The sequence below is a fragment of the Microbispora triticiradicis genome, assembly GCF_005864065.1.
GTDB classification, from domain to species: Bacteria; Actinomycetota; Actinomycetes; order Streptosporangiales; family Streptosporangiaceae; genus Microbispora; species Microbispora triticiradicis.
In genome coordinates, this window is record NZ_VANP01000008.1 from 121,571 (window position 1) to 141,175 (window position 19,605).

The 19,605-nt window shown below is 70.0% G+C and carries 14 protein-coding genes and 1 tRNA gene; 9 read left to right on the plus strand and 6 right to left on the minus strand.

Translation table 11 applies throughout. The features are described from left to right. Window positions 1-240: 240 nt before the first annotated feature. Entirely contained in the window at window positions 241-1,329 is a 1,089-nt protein-coding gene (gene trpS, locus FED44_RS21410) for a tryptophan--tRNA ligase (RefSeq protein WP_138461816.1), read from the plus strand. 58 nt (window positions 1,330-1,387) lie between these two features. Here trpS and FED44_RS21415 read toward each other — a convergent pair whose 3' ends face one another. From FED44_RS21415 to FED44_RS21425, 3 genes are all read right to left on the minus strand, one after another. Continuing rightward, window positions 1,388-2,365: a ribose-phosphate diphosphokinase gene (locus FED44_RS21415; RefSeq protein ID WP_111701391.1), complete on the minus strand. Its 978-nt coding sequence runs from the start codon at window positions 2,363-2,365 to the stop codon at window positions 1,388-1,390. Between the two features lie 234 nt (window positions 2,366-2,599). Further along, entirely contained in the window at window positions 2,600-4,075 is a 1,476-nt protein-coding gene (gene glmU, locus FED44_RS21420) for a bifunctional UDP-N-acetylglucosamine diphosphorylase/glucosamine-1-phosphate N-acetyltransferase GlmU (protein WP_138461817.1), read from the minus strand. 166 nt (window positions 4,076-4,241) lie between these two features. Beyond that, a tRNA-Gln gene (locus FED44_RS21425) sits at window positions 4,242-4,315 on the minus strand. Between the two features lie 427 nt (window positions 4,316-4,742). Here FED44_RS21425 and FED44_RS21430 point away from each other — a divergent pair. From FED44_RS21430 to FED44_RS21445, 4 genes are all read left to right on the plus strand, one after another. Further along, window positions 4,743-5,681: an acyl-CoA desaturase gene (locus FED44_RS21430; RefSeq protein ID WP_138461818.1), complete on the plus strand. Its 939-nt coding sequence runs from the start codon at window positions 4,743-4,745 to the stop codon at window positions 5,679-5,681. Between the two features lie 169 nt (window positions 5,682-5,850). After that, window positions 5,851-6,867, plus strand: a complete 1,017-nt coding sequence (locus FED44_RS21435; RefSeq protein WP_111701444.1) for a TetR/AcrR family transcriptional regulator — start codon at window positions 5,851-5,853, stop codon at window positions 6,865-6,867. Between the two features lie 125 nt (window positions 6,868-6,992). Beyond that, window positions 6,993-9,089, plus strand: a complete 2,097-nt coding sequence (locus FED44_RS21440; RefSeq protein ID WP_138461819.1) for an RNA degradosome polyphosphate kinase — start codon at window positions 6,993-6,995, stop codon at window positions 9,087-9,089. A 32-nt stretch (window positions 9,090-9,121) separates the two neighbouring features. Then, entirely contained in the window at window positions 9,122-9,991 is an 870-nt protein-coding gene (locus FED44_RS21445; protein ID WP_138461820.1) for an NUDIX hydrolase, read from the plus strand. Between the two features lie 12 nt (window positions 9,992-10,003). Here FED44_RS21445 and FED44_RS21450 read toward each other — a convergent pair whose 3' ends face one another. Together FED44_RS21450 and FED44_RS21455 are read right to left on the minus strand one after the other, a co-directional pair. Next, a complete protein-coding gene (locus FED44_RS21450; RefSeq protein WP_138461821.1) occupies window positions 10,004-11,464 on the minus strand; it encodes a CYTH and CHAD domain-containing protein in 1,461 nt (486 codons plus the stop codon). A 108-nt stretch (window positions 11,465-11,572) separates the two neighbouring features. Further along, on the minus strand, window positions 11,573-12,331 hold the full coding sequence (locus FED44_RS21455) for a trans-aconitate 2-methyltransferase (RefSeq protein ID WP_187405973.1): 759 nt from the start codon (window positions 12,329-12,331) through the stop codon (window positions 11,573-11,575). Window positions 12,332-12,413: 82 nt separating this feature from the next. Here FED44_RS21455 and FED44_RS21460 point away from each other — a divergent pair, with 82 nt between their 5' ends. The 4 genes from FED44_RS21460 to FED44_RS21475 all read left to right on the plus strand — a co-directional run bounded on the left by FED44_RS21460 (window position 12,414) and on the right by FED44_RS21475 (window position 17,509). Further along, window positions 12,414-12,950: a MarR family winged helix-turn-helix transcriptional regulator gene (locus FED44_RS21460; protein ID WP_111701396.1), complete on the plus strand. Its 537-nt coding sequence runs from the start codon at window positions 12,414-12,416 to the stop codon at window positions 12,948-12,950. Window positions 12,951-13,275: 325 nt separating this feature from the next. Next, a complete protein-coding gene (locus FED44_RS37520; RefSeq protein WP_244302126.1) occupies window positions 13,276-14,946 on the plus strand; it encodes a trypsin-like serine peptidase in 1,671 nt (556 codons plus the stop codon). A 526-nt stretch (window positions 14,947-15,472) separates the two neighbouring features. Beyond that, window positions 15,473-16,990 carry a trypsin-like serine peptidase gene (locus FED44_RS21470; protein WP_244302127.1) on the plus strand — a complete coding sequence of 506 codons (1,518 nt, stop codon included), beginning with the start codon at window positions 15,473-15,475 and terminating at the stop codon, window positions 16,988-16,990. Between the two features lie 132 nt (window positions 16,991-17,122). Then, window positions 17,123-17,509 carry a VOC family protein gene (locus FED44_RS21475; protein WP_111701397.1) on the plus strand — a complete coding sequence of 129 codons (387 nt, stop codon included), beginning with the start codon at window positions 17,123-17,125 and terminating at the stop codon, window positions 17,507-17,509. Between the two features lie 128 nt (window positions 17,510-17,637). Here the strand turns inward: FED44_RS21475 and FED44_RS37525 are convergent, their stop codons facing one another. Then, window positions 17,638-19,206: a trypsin-like serine peptidase gene (locus FED44_RS37525; RefSeq protein WP_244302128.1), complete on the minus strand. Its 1,569-nt coding sequence runs from the start codon at window positions 19,204-19,206 to the stop codon at window positions 17,638-17,640. Window positions 19,207-19,605: the final 399 nt, after the last annotated feature.

Sequence of the window (19,605 nt, forward strand, 5' to 3'; positions counted from 1 at the left end):
CTCGCTCCTCAGTCCAGACCGGCGGCGCGCCCCTCCGGCTCGCTCGGTCTCTTCTGCGGTGGCTCGGTGGCCGGTAAAGTGGCGGGATGCAACGTACGTCGTGTCAGGGCTGGTGGCGCTCCGGGTAGGAGCGGCCATCTCACGCGTACGACCGGGCCGTTCGGATGGACGGCCCTTTTTCGTGCTCCCTGGACGAGGGGTCGCCACCGGCGGCGGACCACCTGCCAAGGGAGAGATCGCATGACGACCACTCTGGACAGCGGCCCGTCCGACGACCTCGGCGTGGCGGGCGCGCGACGGCGCGGCGCCGAGCTGGAGAGATCGATACGGGAGCGGCCCGGGACGTTCCGAGCGCTGACCGGGGACCGGCCGACCGGCCGGCTGCATCTGGGGCACTACTTCGGCACCCTGCAGAACCGCGTCCGCCTGCAGAACCTGGGCGTGGAGATGATGGTGCTCGTCGCGGACTACCAGGTCCTGACCGACCGGGACGTCGCCGACCGGCTCACCGAGCGCGTGGAGGACCTGGTGCTCGACTACCTGGCCGCGGGCCTCGACCCCGGCCGGGCCACGATCTTCACGCACAGCGCCGTGCCCGCGCTCAACCAGCTCCTCCTGCCGTTCCTCAGCCTGGTCTCGGTCGCGGAGCTGGGCCGCAACCCCACGGTCAAGGACGAGATCGCCCACTCGCGGCAGTCGGCGGTCAGCGGGCTGATGTTCACCTATCCCGTGCACCAGGCTGCCGACATCCTGTTCTGCAAGGCCGGGATCGTCCCGGTCGGGCAGGACCAGCTGCCCCACCTGGAGGTCGCCCGCGTCATCGCGCGCCGCTTCAACAACCGCTACGGCACCCCCTCGAACCCGGTGTTCCCCGAGCCCGAGGCGCTGCTGTCCGCGGCGCCCCTGCTGCTCGGGACCGACGGCGCCAAGATGAGCAAGAGCCGGGGCAACGCCGTCGCCCTGGCCGCGACCGCCGACGAGACCGCCCGGCTGATCCGCGGCGCGAAGACCGACGCCGAGCGCCACATCACCTACGACCCGGTCGCCCGGCCCGAGGTGTCCAGCCTCGTCCTCCTGGCCGCGCTGTGCCTCGGCCGGGACCCGCACGAGGTCGCCGCCGGGATCGGCGGCCGGGGGGCCGCCGCGCTGAAGGCGCTGGTCACCGATGCGATCAACGACCACTTCGCGCCGCTGCGGGCGCGGCGGGCCGAGCTGGCCGGGGATCGCGGCCACGTCCGCCGGGTGCTCCGCGACGGCAACGCACGCGCCGCGGCCGTCGCCGCCGCGACCCTCGCGGAGGTGCGTACGGCGATGGGCGCCCTCTACTGACCACCGCTCCCAGGCGACCCGCGCGGGCCCCCGGGTACGTCCGGGGGCCCTGAGCGGGTCAGGCGTCGCCCTCGAAGAGGCTGGTGACGGAGCCGTCGGTGAAGACCTCGGTGATGGCCCGGGCGATCAGCGGGGCGATCGACATCACCGTGAGGCTGTCGAACCTCTTCTCCTCCTCGATGGGCAGCGTGTTGGTCACGACCACCTCGGAGATCCGGGAGTTCTTCAGACGGTCCACGGCGGGCCCGGAGAACACCGCGTGGGTGGCGGCCACGATGACGTCGGTCGCGCCGTGCTCGTACAGGGCGTCGGCCGCCTTGCAGATCGAGCCACCGGTGTCGATCATGTCGTCGATCAGCACGCAGGTCCGGCCGTGGACCTTGCCGACCACCTCGTGCACCTTCACCTGGTTCGCCACGTCGAGGTCGCGCCGCTTGTGGATGAACGCCACCGGGGTGCCCAGGCTGTCGGACCAGCGCTCGGCGAGCCGTACGCGGCCGGTGTCGGGCGAGACGATCGTGGTCGTCGCCGGGTCGAGCTTGCCGCGCAGGTAGTTGATCAGCACGGGCATCGCGAACAGGTGGTCCACCGGGCCGTCGAAGAAGCCCTGGATCTGCGAGGTGTGCAGGTCGATGGACATCATCCGGTCGGCGCCCGCCTGCTTGAACAGGTCGGCCACCAGCCGGGCGGTGATCGGCTCGCGGCCGCGCCCCTTCTTGTCCTGGCGGGCGTAGCCGTAGAACGGCATGATCACGGTGATCCGCTTGGCCGAGGCCCGCTTGAGCGCGTCCACCATGATCAGCTGTTCCATGATCCACTGGTTGATCGGCGCGGTGTGGCTCTGCATCACGAAGGCGTCGCAGCCGCGCACCGACTCCAGGTAGCGCACGTAGATCTCACCGCTCGCGAAGTCGCGCAGCGCGGTCGGCGTGATCTCGACACCGAGGGCCTTCGCGACCTCCTCGGCGAGCTCGGGGTGGGCCCGGCCGGAGAAGAACATGAGGTTCCGCTCGCCGGTCGTCTTCTTGCCGCTCATGCCGCGCTCCTCGCGTGTCGAGCCTGTCGGCCGTGCCGGGCCTGCTGTGGCCGGGCCGGCCGGTCCGCGGTGCCCTCGCCTCGCCCGGGGCCCGCGAACCCCTTCGCCCCGTCGATGTGGTCGGTCACGGTGTCCTCCTGGCCTGGCCCTTCGGCGCTACGCGGTCGGGCAACCGCGCCTCGTACTCTTCCCTGTCCCCGCGCGGCACGCTGGGGCGCGTGCCGTGGGTGGTCCTTACCGCGCGGCGACGTCCCCGCCGCCCTGCTCGGCCGCGCCGCTCTCCGGGGCGGCCAGCGCCCGCCGGGCCGCCTCGTCGGAGGGGGTGCCGGCCCTGCGGCGCGCCACCCAGCCCTCGATGTTGCGCTGCCTGCCGCGGGCGACCGCCATGGCCCCGGGCGGCACGTCGGACGTGATCACCGAGCCGGCGGCGGTGTAGGCGCCGTCGCCGATCGTGACCGGTGCGACGAGCATGTTGTCGCTGCCCACGCGGACGTGGTCGCCCACCACGGTGTGGTGCTTGCCCACGCCGTCGTAGTTGACGAAGACGCAGGCGGCGCCGATGTTCGAGCCGGTGCCGATCGTCGCGTCGCCGACGTACGTGAGGTGCGGGACCTTGGATCCCTCGCCGATCCGCGCGTTCTTGGTCTCGACGTACGCGCCGATCTTGCCGCCCCGGCCGAGCACGGTGCCCGGGCGCAGGTAGGCGAACGGGCCCACGGTGGCGCCGGCGCCGATCTCCGCGCCGTCGGCCACGGTGTTGCGTACGACGGCCTCCTCGCCGACGACGGTGTCGGTCAGCGTGCTGCCCGGCCCCACCTCGGCCCCCGCCCCGATCCTCGTGGCGCCCCTGAGCTGGGTGCCGGGATGGATCACGACGTCGGGCTCCATGACGACGCCGGCGTCCACCCACGTGCCGGCCGGGTCGACGACGGTGACCCCGGCGCGCATGTGCGCCTCCAGGATGCGGTCGTTGAGCACCCGCCGCACGAAGGCGAGCTGGACGCGGTCGTTGACGCCCTCCACCTCCGCGTGGTCGGCGGCGACGTGGGCGCCGACCCGGTGGCCGTCCTCGCGGAGGATGGCCAGTACGTCGGTCAGATACTCCTCGCCCTGGGCGTTGGCGGCGCCGATCCGCCGCAGGCCGTCGGCCAGCAGCGCGCCGTCGAAGGCGTACACGCCCGAGTTCATCTCGCTGATCGCGCGCTGCTCGGGGGACGCGTCCTTCTCCTCGACGATCTCCAGCACCGCGCCGCTCCCGTCGCGCACGATGCGGCCGTAGCCGGTGGGGTCGGGGACCACGGCGGTCAGCACGGTGACGGCGTTGCCGTCGGCGGCGTGCCGCTCCAGCAGCGCCGCCAGGGTCTCGGCGCGCAGCAGCGGCGTGTCGCCGTACGTCACCAGGATGGTGCCCTCGATCGGGCCCTCGGCCTCCAGCGCGGTGCGCACGGCGTGGCCGGTGCCGTTCCGCTTCTCCTGCACGACCGTGCGGGCGTCCGGCGCGGTCTCCGCCAGGTGGGGACCGACCTGTTCGCGCGCGTGGCCGATGACGACGACCAGCCGTTCGGGGGTGAGGCCGCGGGCGGCGGCGAGCATGTGGTCCACGAGCGCACGGCCGCAGACCTCGTGGAGGACCTTGGGGGTTTTCGACTTCATCCGGGTGCCCTCGCCGGCGGCGAGGACGATCACGGCTGCCGGGCGCGGCACACTCACGGACTGAGGCTCCCTCGGCGTCGCGGCTTACTACACGAAACGTGGCGCGGCTTCCACGCGTCCACTACCCCGGAACCGCATGGTCACCCGCTCGACAAGGTGAGCTTACCTGCCGTCTCCCGAGTGGGAACCAGGCCCCCCGGGGGCGCACGACGGACGGACGGGCTGGCTCCCGGGGGAGGATTCGAACCTCCGTTGACAGAACCAAAATCTGTAGTCTTGCCCCTAGACGACCCGGGAATGGGCCAAAGCCCCGTTTGTCCGATTCCAACAGGCGCCGGAATCCGACCTCAGGATACAGAGCCGACCCCTCGCGCGCGCCCCCAAAAAACGACGCCCATCGGCCCGGCCTCGCTCCACCCGACCCCCTTGCACCGGAGCCGTGGTCCGCGACCGGAGCCGGACCACCCGACAGCGGGCCTCGGATGTTATCTAAGCCACATTTCGGGCAGGGCGCCGTAGACCTCGCGCGGCCGGCGACGAGCCTCTGAGGTGGGGCATCGGGCTTTACCAGATTGCCGAGAGTTGGTGCAAGACGTGGATTCGCCACCAGATGTGGCCCCGCGCGTCACCTTCCACACATTCGCTCTTAGGGGTTCCTAACTTACGATGGCGTAAGTTACGGTCGCGTAGCCAGACAATCTTCCCAACACCCGTGAGGTAGCCCATGACCGTCGTCACCGACCGCGCCGCACCACAGCCGAAGCCGGACTTCGAACCGCAGGACAAGAGCAAGGCCGACTTGGTTGTCTTCGCGATCGTCGTCGGCGCGCCGATCCTGGCGCTCTTCGCCGCGGTGCCGTTCGCCTGGGGCTGGGGCCTGGGCTGGACGGACGTCGCGATCGCCGCGGTGTTCTACGTCGTGTCCGGCCTGGGCGTCACCGTCGGATACCACCGCTACTTCACGCACGGATCGTTCAAGCCGAACCGGCCGCTGAAGATCGCCCTCGGCATCGCCGGCAGCCTCTCGCTGGAGATGTCCGTGCTCGACTGGGTGGCCGCCCACCGCAAGCACCACAAGTTCTCCGACAAGGAGGGCGACCCGCACTCGCCGTGGCGCTTCGGCCCCGGCTTCAAGTCCATGTGCAAGGGCCTGCTGTACGCCCACATCGGCTGGCTGTTCGAGTCCGAGCGGGTCAACCGCGCCAAGTACGCCCCGGACCTGATGAAGGACCCGGACGTGATGAAGCTGCACCGGGCCTTCCCGGCCCTGGCGATCACCTCCCTGCTGCTCCCGGCGATCCTGGGCGGCCTGATCACGTGGTCCTGGCAGGGCGCGGTGACCGCGTTCTTCTGGGGCACGGTCATCCGGATCGGCCTGCTGCACCACGTCACCTGGTCGATCAACTCCATCTGCCACGTCTTCGGCGAGGAGGTCTTCGAGTCGCGTGACAAGTCCCGCAACGTGTGGTGGCTGGCGATTCCCTCGTTCGGCGAGTCGTGGCACAACCTGCACCACTCGGACCCCACCTGCGCCCGGCACGGCGCGCTGAAGGGCCAGATCGACCTGAGCGCCGGCCTCATCCGCTGGTTCGAGAAGGCCGGCTGGGCCCGCGACGTGCGCTGGCCGACACCGGAGCGGCTGGCGGCGAAGCGCATTGCCTGACGTTCCCGTCGGCGCGGATGGCGGGGCCGCTTTCGCACAGGCGGCGGCCCTGTCTCCCACCATCTCTCCCATGACGTCCGCCGCGGTGACGTCCGCCGCGGTGACGTCCGCACCGGCGCCGCTCCCCTTATCCGTCCCGGGCCGGGTTCCGGCCGGGGCAACCGCCATCATGGAACCTGTGACCGAGTCCTCCCGAACGCGAAGACGCATGACCGGCGCGGAGCGGCGCGAGCAGCTGATCCAGGTCGGCCGGGCCCTGTTCGCGGACAAGGGCTTCGACGGCACGTCGGTCGAGGAGATCGCGGCCAGCGCCAAGGTCTCCAAGCCTGTGGTGTACGAGCACTTCGGCGGCAAAGAAGGCATCTACGCCGTCGTGATCGACCGGGAGATGCAGCGCCTGCTGAGCCTGGTCACCCAGGCGCTCTCCGCCTCGCACGCCCGCGTCAAGCTGGAGCGCGCCGCGCTCGCCCTCCTGCAGTACATCGAGGAGAGCAGCGAAGGCTTCCGCATCCTGGTCCGCGACTCCCACGCCGCGTCGGGGACGGGCACCTTCGCCAGCCTGATCAGCGACATCGCGAGCCAGGTCGAGGACGTGCTCGCGGACGAGTTCAGGGAACGCGGCTACGACCCCAAGCTCGCGCCGATGTACGCGCAGATGCTCGTGGGGATGACCGCCCTCACCGGCCAGTGGTGGCTCGAGGTGCGCAGGCCCGCCCGCGAGGAGGTCGCCGCCCACCTGGTGAACCTGTCCTGGAACGGCCTGAAGGGCCTCGACGCCAACCCCGGGCTCACCGGCGCGACCCGCGGGATGATCCTGACCCCCGCCGCCGAGACCCGTACGCCGCGGCCCACCGAGCGCGAGGCGAAGGAGCAGGAGAAGCTCCGCCGCGAGCAGGAGAAGGCCCGCGAACGCGAGCAGCGCGAACGCGCCAGGCAACTCGAACGCCGCCAGCGCGAACTGGAGAAGGCCAAGGAGCGCGAGCAGCGCGAGCGGTCCAGGGAGCTCGAACGGCAGCTCAAGGAGCAGGAGAAGCTCCGCCGCGAGCAGGAGAAGGCCCGCGAACGCGAGCAGCGCGAACGCGCCAAGGAGCTCGAACGCCGCCAGCGCGAGCTGGAGAAGGCCAAGGAACGCGAGCAGCGCGAGCGGTCCAGGGAGCTCGAACGGCAGCAGCCCGGGGAGATCTGAGGGGCGCCCCCGCGAGACGACCGGCGGGACGGCCGGTGACACGGCCGGCGGGGGTGAACCGGGCTGACGGTTTCGTTGCTGCGAAGTTAACGTTCTGTTCAACGTTATGGGGCATATTTCGTTATATGTCCGCCCAAAGCTCCCCCTCGCCTGAGCCGGAGGAGGCCGACCTCCCCGTGCCCGCCCCGCTGCCGAACGACCGGTTCCTCAATCGTGAGGAGAGCTGGCTCCAGTTCAACGAACGGGTCCTGGAGCTCGCGGAGGACCCCGCAGTGCCGCTGCTCGAACGGGTGCGGTTCCTCGCCATCTTCGCGAGCAACCTGGACGAGTTCTTCCGCGTACGGGTGGCCGGGCTGAAACGGCGGATGGCGACCGGGCTGCTGCTGCGGACGCCGGGCGGGCTCAAGCCGAGCGAGGCACTGACCCGGATCGCGTCGGTCGCCGACGACCTCGCCCGCAGGCACGCGGCGGTCTTCCACGACCGGATCTGCCCGGAGCTGGCCGAGCAGGGCATCGCGATCGTCCGCTGGGACGACCTCGCGAGGGAGGAGCGGACGGCGCTGCGCAAGCTCTTCCGCGAGCGGATCCGGCCGGTCCTGACACCGCTGGCCGTCGACCCCGCCCACCCCTTCCCGTACATCTCGGGGCTCTCGCTGAACCTGGCGGTCACCGTGCGCAACCCGGTGACGGGCCACACGGTGTTCGCACGGGTGAAGGTGCCCTCGCAGCTCCCCCGGTTCGTGACCGCCTCGCCGAACCGGTTCGTCCCGCTGGAGGACGTGATCGCGGCGCACCTGGGCGAGCTGTTCAAGGGCATGCAGATCGTGCAGCACCACGTCTTCCGGGTCACCAGGAACGAGGACCTGGAGGTCGACGAGGACGTCACCGAAAACCTGATGAAGGCGCTGGAGCGCGAGCTGCTGCGCCGCCGGTTCGGGCCGCCGGTGCGGCTGGAGGTCGAGGACACGATCACCCCCCAGGTGCTGGAACTGCTCGTGGACGAGCTGGGCGTGGCCGACAACGAGATCTACCGCCTGCCCGGACCGCTCGATCTGACCGGGCTGCACGCCATCGCCGACCTCGACCGCCCGGAGCTCCACTACCGGCCGTTCGTCCCGGCGGAGGCGATCAGCGCCGAGGACGACCTGTTCGTCACCCTGCGCGAGCGCGACATCCTCGTCCATCACCCGTACGACTCGTTCGCGACGAGCGTGCAGCGGTTCGTGGAGGACGCCGCGGCCGACCCCGACGTGCTGGCCATCAAGCAGACGCTCTACCGCACCAGCGGCGACTCGCCCATCGTCGACGCGCTGATCGACGCGGCCGAGGCGGGCAAGCAGGTCGTGGTCGTGGTGGAGATCAAGGCGCGGTTCGACGAGCACGCGAACATCTCCTGGGCCCGCAAGCTGGAGACGGCCGGGTGCCACGTGGTCTACGGCGTGCTCGGCCTCAAGACGCACTGCAAGCTCGCCATGGTGGTCCGCCAGGAGGCGGGCGGCGAACTGCGGCGCTACTGCCACATCGGCACCGGGAACTACAACCCGAAGACGGCCCGGCAGTACGAGGACTTCGGCCTGCTCACCGCCGACCCGCAGGTCGGCGAGGACGTGACCGACCTGTTCATCCACCTGACCGGCTACTCCCACCAGTCCGACTACCGCAGGCTGCTGGTCGCGCCGGACTCGCTGCGCCAGGGCCTGCTCGACCGGATCCAGCAGGAGATCGCCCATCGCGCGGCCGGCCGCACGGCCCGCATCCGGATCAAGACGAACTCGATGGTGGACGAGCCGGTCATCGACGCGTTGTACCGCGCCTCGCAGGCGGGCGTGCCGGTGGACCTGTGGGTCCGCGGCATCTGCACGCTCCGGCCGGGTGTGCCGGGGCTGTCGGAGACCATCCGCGTACGCAGCGTGCTCGGCCGGTTCCTCGAACACTCCCGCGTGTTCGAGTTCGGCGGAGGACGGCGGCCGGAGATCTGGATCGGCAGCGCCGACCTGATGCGCCGCAACCTGGACCGGCGGGTGGAGGCGCTGGTCAAGGTCAGCAGCCCGGAGCACCGGAGGTACCTCGCCCACCTGCTCGACCTGGCGTTCGAGGACACCACCACCGCCTGGACGCTGCACTCCGACGGCAAGTGGCTGCGCCACCGGGGCGAGACCGACCTCCAGCACCACCTGATCGCGAGCCGCCGCTGGCGGACCGTGGACGACGGTGCCGAGTGACGACGACGACCGGTGTGCTCAGGGAGGCCCGCGTGATCAGAGCGGCCGGCGCGGTCGTGTGGCGGGGCGAGGAGACCGATCCGGAGATCGCGCTCGTCCACCGGCCGGCGTACGACGACTGGAGCCTGCCCAAGGGCAAGCTCAGGCACGGCGAGCACGTGATCGCCGCGGCGCTGCGCGAGGTGCGGGAGGAGACCGGCCTCCGGGTCGTGCTCGGCCGCGCGCTCCCGCCCGTGCACTACCTGAAGGACGGCCGGCTCAAGCGGGTGGACTACTGGCTCGCCCGCGATCCCGGCGACGGGCGGGCGGCGGGCGGCGACGGCGAGGAGGTCGACGAGGTCGTCTGGCTGCCGATCGAGGAGGCGGCGCGGCGCCTCACCTACGACTGGGACAGGCGCCTGCTGCGGGCCGTCGGCGCCGCGCCCCTCACGACCACCCCGTTGATCTTCCTGCGGCACGCTCTGGCGGGCTCGCGGCAGGAGTGGCAGGGCGACGACGACCACCGCCCGCTGGACGAGCGGGGTCTCGCCCAGGCCGAGATCCTGGCCACGGTGCTCGGGGCGTACCGGCCGGAGCGGCTCGTGAGCTCGCACAGCAGGCGCTGCACGCAGACGATCGGGCCGTACGCGGAACGGCACGGCCTGGAGGTGCGCGGGGAGAAGGCGCTGTCGGAGAGCGGCTACGACCCCCGGGAGGCGGAACGGCTGGTGCGCGATTCGCTCGCGGCGGCGGAGGCGGCGGTGCTGTGCAGCCACGGCAAGGTGCTGCCCGCACTGCTGGGCACGGCGGGTGAGGCGCTGCACCGCACGCGGTCCGCCGACCTCGCCCTCGCCAAGGGCGGCTTCGCCGTCCTCCACCACACGGCCGGCCGGGCGGTCACGCTGGAGCGCTACGTCACCTGACCGGCCGGCGGATCACCCGGTGACGGAGGCCCAGACGGCGGGGAACTCCTCGTGGGCGCGGGCCGCCTCGGCGCTCTCGACGCCCGCGACCACGCCATAGGTGAAGGTGTCCTCCCCGGCCTCCCTCGCCCGGCCCGCCTCCTCCAGGAGCGTGTCCTGGGCGACCACGCCGTCCTGGTGGCGGCCGAGCACCTTCTGCACCTCCTTGGCCCGTTTGGCCGGCCCGGACAGGCCGGCCGCCTCCGCGGTGTAGCGGGCGCGCTTGGCGGCCTTGCGCACCTCGTGCATGGCCGTCTCGCGCTCCTCGCCCTCCTCCGCCCGGCGGGCCGCGTCGTAGGCGTCGGCCACCCGCCGCCAGTTCCGGTCCACGATCTTCGGCAGCGCCTTGCCCGCGTCCTTGCCCGCCGCCGCCGTCAGCGGCGGGTCGGCCGCCAGCGCGTCGAGGGCGTCGAGCAGCGCGAAGTAACGCTCGCCGCCGAGCGCGGCCCGGATGCGGTCGTACGCCTCGTGTTCCCTGGCGAGCAGGTCGTCGCCCAGCCTGCGGCGCGCCTCGCCGGTGACGAGCCGGGGATCGAGCGCGTCGAGTCGGGCGGCGAAGCGCGCCCGGATGACCTCCAGGTCGCGGGCCTCGCCCAGCACCTCGCCGAGCCACTTCAGCTCCTCCTGCACGGATTCGGTCTCCACGACGATCCGCTTGAACGCCTTGAGCGCGCTGCGCAGCCGGCGGCAGGCCACCCGGGCCTGGTGCACGGCGTCCTCCCCGGCGAGCCGTACGCGCGGGTCCTGGGCGGCGAGCGCGGCGACCTGGGCGCGGAGGTATCCGACGACGACCTCGCCGACGGAGCCCGGCTCGGGCCGGGTGGCCGGGCGCGGCGCGGGCAGGCGGTCGCCGAGGACCCGGGCGAGCTTGCTCCCGCTGGCGGCGGGGACGGCGCCCGCCTTGCGCAGCCGCTTGCCCACCTTCTTGAGGATCTCGGAGTCGCCCTCCTTGATCTCGGCCTCGACCTCCCGCCAGCGCCGCACCACCGGCTCGTCGCCGAGGACGGTGCCCTTGACCCGGTCGTCGGCGACCTCCACCAGTGGCACGTCCCCGGGACCGAGCAGCAGCGCGATGGAACGGCGGGTCTCCAACTGGGCCACCGGCGCCAGCGGGGCGCCCCGCGTGTACGCGAGGACGAGGCTCGCCAGCTCGGCGGGGACGGTCTTCGCGCTGCGCGTGAGCGGCCGGGTGATCTCCTCGCGGGCGCCCGCGGCCTTGGGCAGCTTGAGGTGCCAGCCCTCGTCGTCCCCGCCGCGCCGGCGCCGCAGCGTGACGCCCCGGGCGGCCAGGCGCAGGTCGGCGGTGTCGAAGTAGACCGCGGTCAGGCGGTGTGACAGCGGCTCCGCCACCCGCGCGCACCCCGGCACTCCGCCCAGGTCGGGCAGGGTGAAGTCGTCCTGGACGTCGAACTTGTCCTCGATCTCAAGCGCCACCGTTCCCCCAAGTTCCTCCCGGTCGGGCCGTCATAGTGCCACGCCAAAATGAACAGCTTTACCCGCTTCGCTCGTCGGGGCGCCCCTCCGGATCGCTCGGGTGTGGCCTCACGAGTGGGCGACGGCGAAGATGCGGCGGAAGGGGAAGGGGGTGCCGTACGGACGGGGCGGGTAGGCCTCCCGCAGGGCGCGCGCGCAGTCGGCGAGGAAGGCGGCGTGCCGCTCGGGCGGCAGCCGGTCGAGCATCGGCCGCAGCGCCGTGCCCTTGATCCAGTTCAGCACCGGGTCCTCCCCCGGCAGGACGTGGACATAGGTGGTCTCCCAGGCGTCCACCGTGAGGCCGAGACCGGCGAGCAGGTCGACGTACTCCTCGGGATCCCCCACCGTCGCGCCACGCGGCACGTCGCCCAGCTCCGCCCGCCAGGTCGTACGGCACAGGTCGCGCACGACGGCGTGGCTCGGCGCGTCGAAGTTGCCGGGCATCTGGAAGGCGAGCCACCCGTCCTCGGCGAGCCAGCCCCTCCACCGGGCCAGCAGGTCGCGGCGCTCGGGGAGCCACTGCAGGAGCGCGTTCGAGACGATCACGTCGACCGGCCGCGACGGACGCCAGTCCCGTACGTCGGCCACCTCGAAGTCGGGGCCCGGCGGCGCTTTGGCGATCATGGCGGGTGAGGCGTCCACGCCGTGGACCCGGGCGCCGGGCCAGCGAGCGAGGAGCGTCGCGGTGAGCTCCCCGGTGCCGCAGCCGAGGTCGACGACGTACTCGGGCGACCGGGCGCCCACCCGGCCGACGAGCTCGTGAAAGGGCCTTCCGCGTTCGGCCGCGTAACGCTCGTAGACCTCCGGGTCCCAGATGTCCGCAGGCATGCCCACCTCCCGATATCTTGATGTCAAGATAACTCGATATCGCGTGAGATATCTCGATGTCAAGAAAAGCTAGACTCGGCCCATGACCTTCTCGAGGCCCGCCGAGGACGAGGTGGACCGGCTGGTCGCGGCCTGGAAGCAGGAGCGCCCGGACCTGGACGTGGCACCGCTTGAGGTGCTCAGCCGGGTCTCCCGCCTGAGCCGGCATCTTGAGCGTGAGCGCCGGGCCGCCTTCGCCTCCCACGACATCGAGTCGTGGGAGTTCGACGTGCTGACGGCGCTGCGCCGCTCCGGCGAGCCGTACGAGCTGAGCCCGGGCGCGCTGCTGCGCGCCACCCTGGTGACGTCGGGCACCATGACGAACCGCATCGACCGGCTCGCCGCCGCCGGGCTGGTCACCCGGCGCCCCGATCCCGAGGACCGGCGCGGCGTGCTGGTGCGGCTCACCCGCGCCGGCATGGACCGGGTGGACGCCGCCTTCGCCGACCTGCTGCGGCGGGAACGCGAACTGCTGGCCGGCCTCGACCAGCACGAGCAGCAGGCCCTCGCCCGGCTGCTGCGCACGCTCCTCGTGCCCTTCGACGCCCCCTCCGACGCGCTCGACAACGGGCTCCGGTAGGCGGCACCGTTCCTCTCGGTGCCGACACGGCAATCTCGGACGGGTCTTCAGCGATCACCGGTTTCGTCACCCAGTGTGATGTTCGTCACATCAATTACTGGACCGGTCCATCACTGAGCGTGATCAGCGAGCGGATCCACCCGTCATGATCAGCGGAAACGACCACGCCAGAGCCCTTCGGACACCGGCGCGACGCCGGGGCGCCCGCAATCTGGTCACCTGAAATACCCCCTTTCCCAGCATTCTCTCAGATACCTTTCAATTTCGTTCCTTTACTGACGCTTGGGGCGCAGGTGACGCCTCACGACAGACCAGGGAGTTTCTCTTGAAGCGCACGCTCGCTCTCGGTGGCGTCGCGGCAGGCCTGTTGGCCTCCGCCGCCGTCGCCGCCCCCGCCGCTCATGCCGGCTCCGACCATCGCGCCGCCACCCTCGCCGGGACCAACCTTGCCGCCAAGGAAGTCGCGGCGTTCTGGTACGGCGAGAACAAGGCGAACCTGATCAACGCCACGCCGTACGGCGTGGAGACCAAGGTCGTCGCCAAGCACGTGTCCAAGGGCGGGCCGTCCGCGGACAGCAAGCCCGGCGTCGTGCCGGCGATCGGCGACGAGAAGAAGTCGACGTCGAAGTCGAAGAACGTGAACCTGCCCAAGACCACGGGCAAGGTGTTCTTCATCGGCGCCGACCACAGGCCGCACTGGTGCACCGCGACCTCGGTGCAGTCGTCGTACCACAACCTGGTCGCCACGGCCGGGCACTGCGTGTACGACACCGAGTCGAACCGGGCCACGCTGGACCGCTGGGTGTTCGTCCCGGGTTACTACCAGGGCAAGACCCCGTGGGGCATCTACGTCGGCAAGACGGCCTACACCCACTACGACTACGACGTGTACGAGGACGGCGACCGCGACTACGCGTTCGTCACCGTGTACAACGGCGTGCTGCCCACCGTGGTCGAGGACGGCTACGGCCACCACGGGCGCGACGACCACCACGGCCGTGACGACCACCACGGGCGCGACGACCACCACGGCCGTGACGACCGCTACGGGCGTGACGACCGCTACGGGCGTGACGACCACCGTGGGCGCGGGCACGACGACCGCACCCTGGTCCGCCAGATCAGCGTCCGCGAGTTCCAGGCCAAGAACAAGGGCAAGGACCTCACGGGCAACGGCCCCTGGGCCCAGGGCACGAGTGTCGTGACCAAGGACATCAGCGGCCGCGAGTACGACAGCCGGCGCGACTGGTACATCAGCGAGGACGGCAAGACCCTGTACTTCCGCAAGGAGGTGCGCGGTCGTGACGACCACCACGGTGACGACCACCACGGGCACGGCCAGTACGGCGACCGTGACGTGGCCGGCTTCGGCCAGGGCCACCACCAGTCCCCCTCGCCGAGCCCGTCGCCGAGCGCCTCGCCGAGCACCTCGCCCAGCGCGACGCCTTCGGCCTCCCCGTCCCCGACGCCCACCCCCAGCTGGCCCGGGCACCGGGAGTACCGCTACTTCAAGCGGACCTTCTACGTGAAGAGCCTGCGGGGCGGCGGTCACGGCCCGCTGATCGTTCTGAAGGACGTCGGCCGCCTCGGCGACAACGTCGGTGGTCAGGGCCTGGCCTACAACCAGAAGATCGGCAGCTCGGTCTTCGTCTTCGGCTACCCGAGCGGATACCACCCCGACGGCAACAACGCCTTCTCGGGTGCGACCCTCAAGTGGAGCTACGGCAAGACCTTCGCCGCCTCGGCCGCCGCGGTCAAGGGCGAGGAGCTGGTCGGCGTCAAGTCCTCCTTCACGGGTGAGGGCGCCATCGGTTCGTCCTGGCTGCTGCAGTACAAGAGCGCCCGTCGCCTCGGTTACCTGAACGGTGTGACCATCGGCCTCGCCGACACCGACAAGAACGACCGGATCGACACCAGCGTCTCCCCGTACTTCGACGGTGAGACCTACGGCGTCTACAAGGCCGCGGCCGGCAACTGGTCCGGCAAGATCGTCTGATCTGTCTCAGACTGATCCCGAAAGGGCCCGGCATCCAGCCGGGCCCTTTTCGTGTTTCCGGCTGCTCGCCGCTGCTCTGTGCTCGCCCCTGGCGGCCGTACGCGCCCTTCCCCCCGTGTGAACACCCCCTCGGGGCTCGTCTCCACTCAGCGGCGCCGCCCATCCCCTCCGGGACGGTCCGAGCCTCGTCCGGACCCCGGCATCACCGCGACGGGCAACTCAGACGTGATCACCATGCTTTCTGGTTTCGTCTCTTTGGTGTGATTTAGGTCACATTCAGAGCGCCTAATGGATCTTGCGAGCAACGCCGGGCGCGGCCGAAGATTCACGCCCCCAACAGGTGAAACACAGCAAATTCTCAGAAACGGCCTGAGGGCACTCCGAGGCTCAACATCACGGAGTGCGACCGTGCGCTCACCCAAAGGCCGTTGATCCTCCTCATTTCTCTTATAACTTTGCTTATCAGTCCTTTACTGACGCATGGGGCGCAGGTGGCGCCCCACGACAGACCAAGGGAGAACCCCTCTTGAAGCGCACCCTCACCCTCGGTGGCATGGCGGCCGGCCTGCTGGCCTCCGCCGTTGTCGCCTCCCCGGCCGCCCACGCCGGGAACGACGTCTCCCACGACACGCTGGCCAGCAGCAACCTGGCAGCCAAGCAGATCGCGGCGTTCTGGTACGGCGAGAACAAGGCCAACCTCGTCAACGCCAAGCCGTACGGCGTGGAGACCAAGGTCTCCGCGAAGCACGTGTCCAAGGGCGGGCCGTCCGCGGACAGCAAGCCCGGCGTCGTGCCGGCGATCGGCGACGAGAAGAAGTCGACGTCGAAGTCGAAGAACGTGAACCTGCCCAAGACCACGGGCAAGGTGTTCTTCATCGGCGCCGACCACAAGCCGCACTGGTGCTCGGCCACCTCGGTCCAGTCGAAGTACCACAACCTGGTCGCCACGGCCGGGCACTGCGTGTACGACACGCAGTCGAACAAGGCCACGCTCGACCGCTGGGTGTTCGTCCCGGGTTACTACCAGGGCAAGACCCCGTGGGGCATCTACGTCGGTAAGACCGCCTACACGCACTACGACTACGACGTGTACGAGGACGGCGACCGCGACTACGCGTTCGTCACCGTGTACAACGGCGTGCTCCCGACGGTCACCTCCGACGGCAAGAAGTACGAGTCGGCCGCGTACGAGACCTACGGCCAGGCTGCCTGGGCCCTGCGCAAGCTGAAGGCGCACTCGGGCTACTCCGGCCTCAAGGTCGAGTCCGTCGTGGACTACGCCCACAAGGTGGCCCTGGGCACCTCGGGCTCGAAGAAGGTCGCGGCCAGCGTCGCCCAGATCGCGGTGGACCCGAAGACCAACGACTCGGCTCGCGCGACCCTGGAGAACTGGGCCAAGGGCCACATCGGCGAGTCCACCTACGACGACAAGACGTGGGGCGCCGTGGTCAAGGAGGCCCGGAGGCACCACTACTACCGCCTCGGCTGGAACTCCAGCGACGCCACGAAGCAGACCGTCTACACCTTCGAGAAGGACGGCAAGAAGTACCAGGCCACCTTCTGGGGCAACTTCGACGTCGACTACAAGGTCACCGGCAAGACGGCGTCGGTCGGCCTGAAGGACGTCGGCCGCCTCGGCGACAACGTCGGTGGCCAGGGCCTCGCCTACAACCAGAAGATCGGCCAGCCGGTCTTCGTGTTCGGCTACCCGAGCGGGTCGCACCCGGACGGCAACAACGCCTTCTCCGGCAAGACCCTCAAGTGGAGCTACGGCAAGACCTTCGCCGCGACCGCTCCGGCGATCAAGGCCGAGGAGCTGCAGGGCGTCAAGTCCTCCTTCACCGGTGAGGGCGCGCTCGGCTCGTCCTGGCTGCTCAAGTACAACAACAGCCGTCGCCTCGGCTACCTGAACGGCGTGACCATCGGCGTCTCCGACACCGACGGCAACGACCGCTACGACACCTCCGTCTCCCCGTACTTCGACGGCGAGACCTACGGCGTCTACAAGGCGGCCGCCAACGTGTGGTCCGGCAAGATCGTCTGATCTCCGTACGCCTGACGAGAAGGGCCCGGCTTCATGCCGGGCCCTTTTCCGTCGTCCCGGTCACCCGGACAGCCCCTCCCGGGCGGCTCGGCTCACCGTCTCCGACGTCATCCGTCTTCTGAAGGGAGTCCTGTGGCATCCATCAAGGACATCGTCTTCGACAGCCCTCATCCGGCTTCGACCGCCCGATTCTGGGCGCAGGTCCTGGACGGCTACGAGATCGCGCCGTACGACGAGGAGGAGCTGGCCCGGCTGCGCTCCATGGGCATCAACGACCCGGAGGACGACCCCACGGTCCTGCTCGTCCACACCGCCGGCAGACTGCCCCGCATCTTCTTCCAGCTCGTGCCGGAGAGCAAGCGGGTCAAGAACCGGGTTCATCTCGACCTGGGCACCACCGACGCGGTCGCAGAGGTCGAGCGGCTCTGCGCGCTGGGGGCGACGGTTCAGGCCGAGCGTGAGGACTGGATCACGATGCAGGATCCCGACGGCAACGAGTTCTGCCTCATGCGTTCGTGAGCGGAACCACGTCCCGGCCATGAGCGGCGGGCCGGCCCCGTGAGCATGGGCCGGTGAGAACGGCGCTGTGAGAACGGAAAAAGGGCCCGGCTGGATGCCGGGCCCCTTCTCGATCAGTCTTGGGCAGATCAGACGATCTTGCCGGACCACTTGCTGGCAGCGGCCTTGTAGACGCCGTAGGTCTCGCCGTCGAAGTACGGGGAGACGGAGGTGTCGTAGCGGTCGTTGCTGTCGGTGTCGGAGACACCGATGGTCACGCCGTTCAGGTAGCCGAGGCGACGGCTGTTGTTGTACTTGAGCAGCCACGCCGAGCCGAGCGAGCCCTCACCGGTGAAGGAGGACTTGACGCCCTGCAGCTCCTCGGCCTTGATCGCCGAAGCGGTCGCGGCGAAGGTCTTGCCGTACGTCCACTTGAGCGTGTGGCCGGAGAAGGCGTAGTTGCCGTCCGGGTGCGACCCGCTCGGGTAGCCGAACACGAAGACCGGCTGGCCGATCTTCTGGTTGTAGGCCAGACCCTGCCCGCCGACCTTGTCGCCCAGGCGACCGACGTCCGACAGGCCGATCCACAGCACCTTGCCGGTGACCTTGTAGTCGACGTCGTAGTTGATCCAGAAGGTACGGGTCGTGTAGACCAGACCACGCTTGACGTACAGCGTCTTCAGGTCGGGGCTCCACGCCCAGCCGTTGACGTTGTTCTGCCCCTCGTAGCCCTTCTTGCCGTTCGCAGCGGCGGCGTACGCCGCCTGGAAGGCCTGCTGGCTGCTCGGCGCGACCTTGACGCCGGTGCCGGCGGGGAAGGCCGTCGGAGCCTTGTCGCCGAGGTCGCCGTCCGCCACCTTGGTGTTGATAGCGGCCTGGTTGACCTGGACCCACTCGGAACCGAAGTTCCTCGGGTCACCCAGCTTGCCCTTGCCGGTGGCCTGGCTGGTCACGACAGGGGTGATCTTCAGGTCGGACGCGCCGGACGCCTTGGCGTCCTGGAGCTGCTTGACCTTCTTGCGCGCGTCGAAGTAGGTCTCGTACGTGCCGAAGTCCTTGCCCTGGTCGCTGTGGGCGCCGGACAGGTGGGCACGGTCGACCTGCACGCCGTTGTACACGGTGACGAACGCGTAGTCGCGGTCGCCGTCCTCGTACACGTCGTAGTCGTAGTGGGTGTAGGCCGTCTTACCGACGTAGATGCCCCACGGGGTCTTGCCCTGGTAGTAACCCGGGACGAACACCCACTTGTCGAGGGTGGCCTTGTTCGACTCGGTGTCGTAGACGCAGTGACCCGCGGTCCCGACCAGGTTGTGGTAGGCCGACTGCACCGAGGTCGCGGTGCACCAGTGCGGCTTGCCGTCGCCGCCGATGAAGAACACCTTGCCCGTGGTCTTGGGCAGGTTCACGTTCTTCGACTTCGCGGCCGACTTCTTCTCGTCGCCGATCGCCGGCACCACGCCGGGCTTGCTGTCGGCCGCCGGCCCGCCCTTGGAGACGTGCTTGGCGACGACCTTGGTCTCCACGCCGTACGGCGTGGCGTTGATCAGGTTGGCCGCGTTCTCGCCATACCAGAACGCCGCGACCTGCTGAGCGGCCAAGTTGGTGCTGGCCAGCGAGTCGGCGGCAACATCGTTCCCGGCGTGGGCGGCCGGGGAGGCGACAACGGCGGTGGCCAGCAGACCGGCCGCCATGCCACCCAGAGCAAGCGTGCGCTTCATGGAAAATCTCCCTGGTCTGTCGTGAGGCGTCACTTGCGCCCCATGCGTCAGTGAAGGAACGAAGAGAAAGTTATACGAAGAAAGGAGGGAAAAAGTGGTAATCCTGCAGCGCGATTAGCCGGCAACCGCGACATACGTGGCGCCCTGTCACCGTGGTTCCTGAATGTCAGCTGTGTTTGCGCTGATCATGTGGGACCTGACGGGATGGTTGTCAGCCAGTGGGTCAGGACGCGATGTGACAAAGGTCACATCCGAGGGATGGAACCCATACCCGTCGTGAATACGTCCGAGTGGCCCCACGGACCGTCACACGACGGGCGGCACACCGCGACCGCGGACGGCGACAGCGCGGCGGCGAACGTCGACAGCGCGGCGGCGCGCGGCCCTCCCGGGCCACGC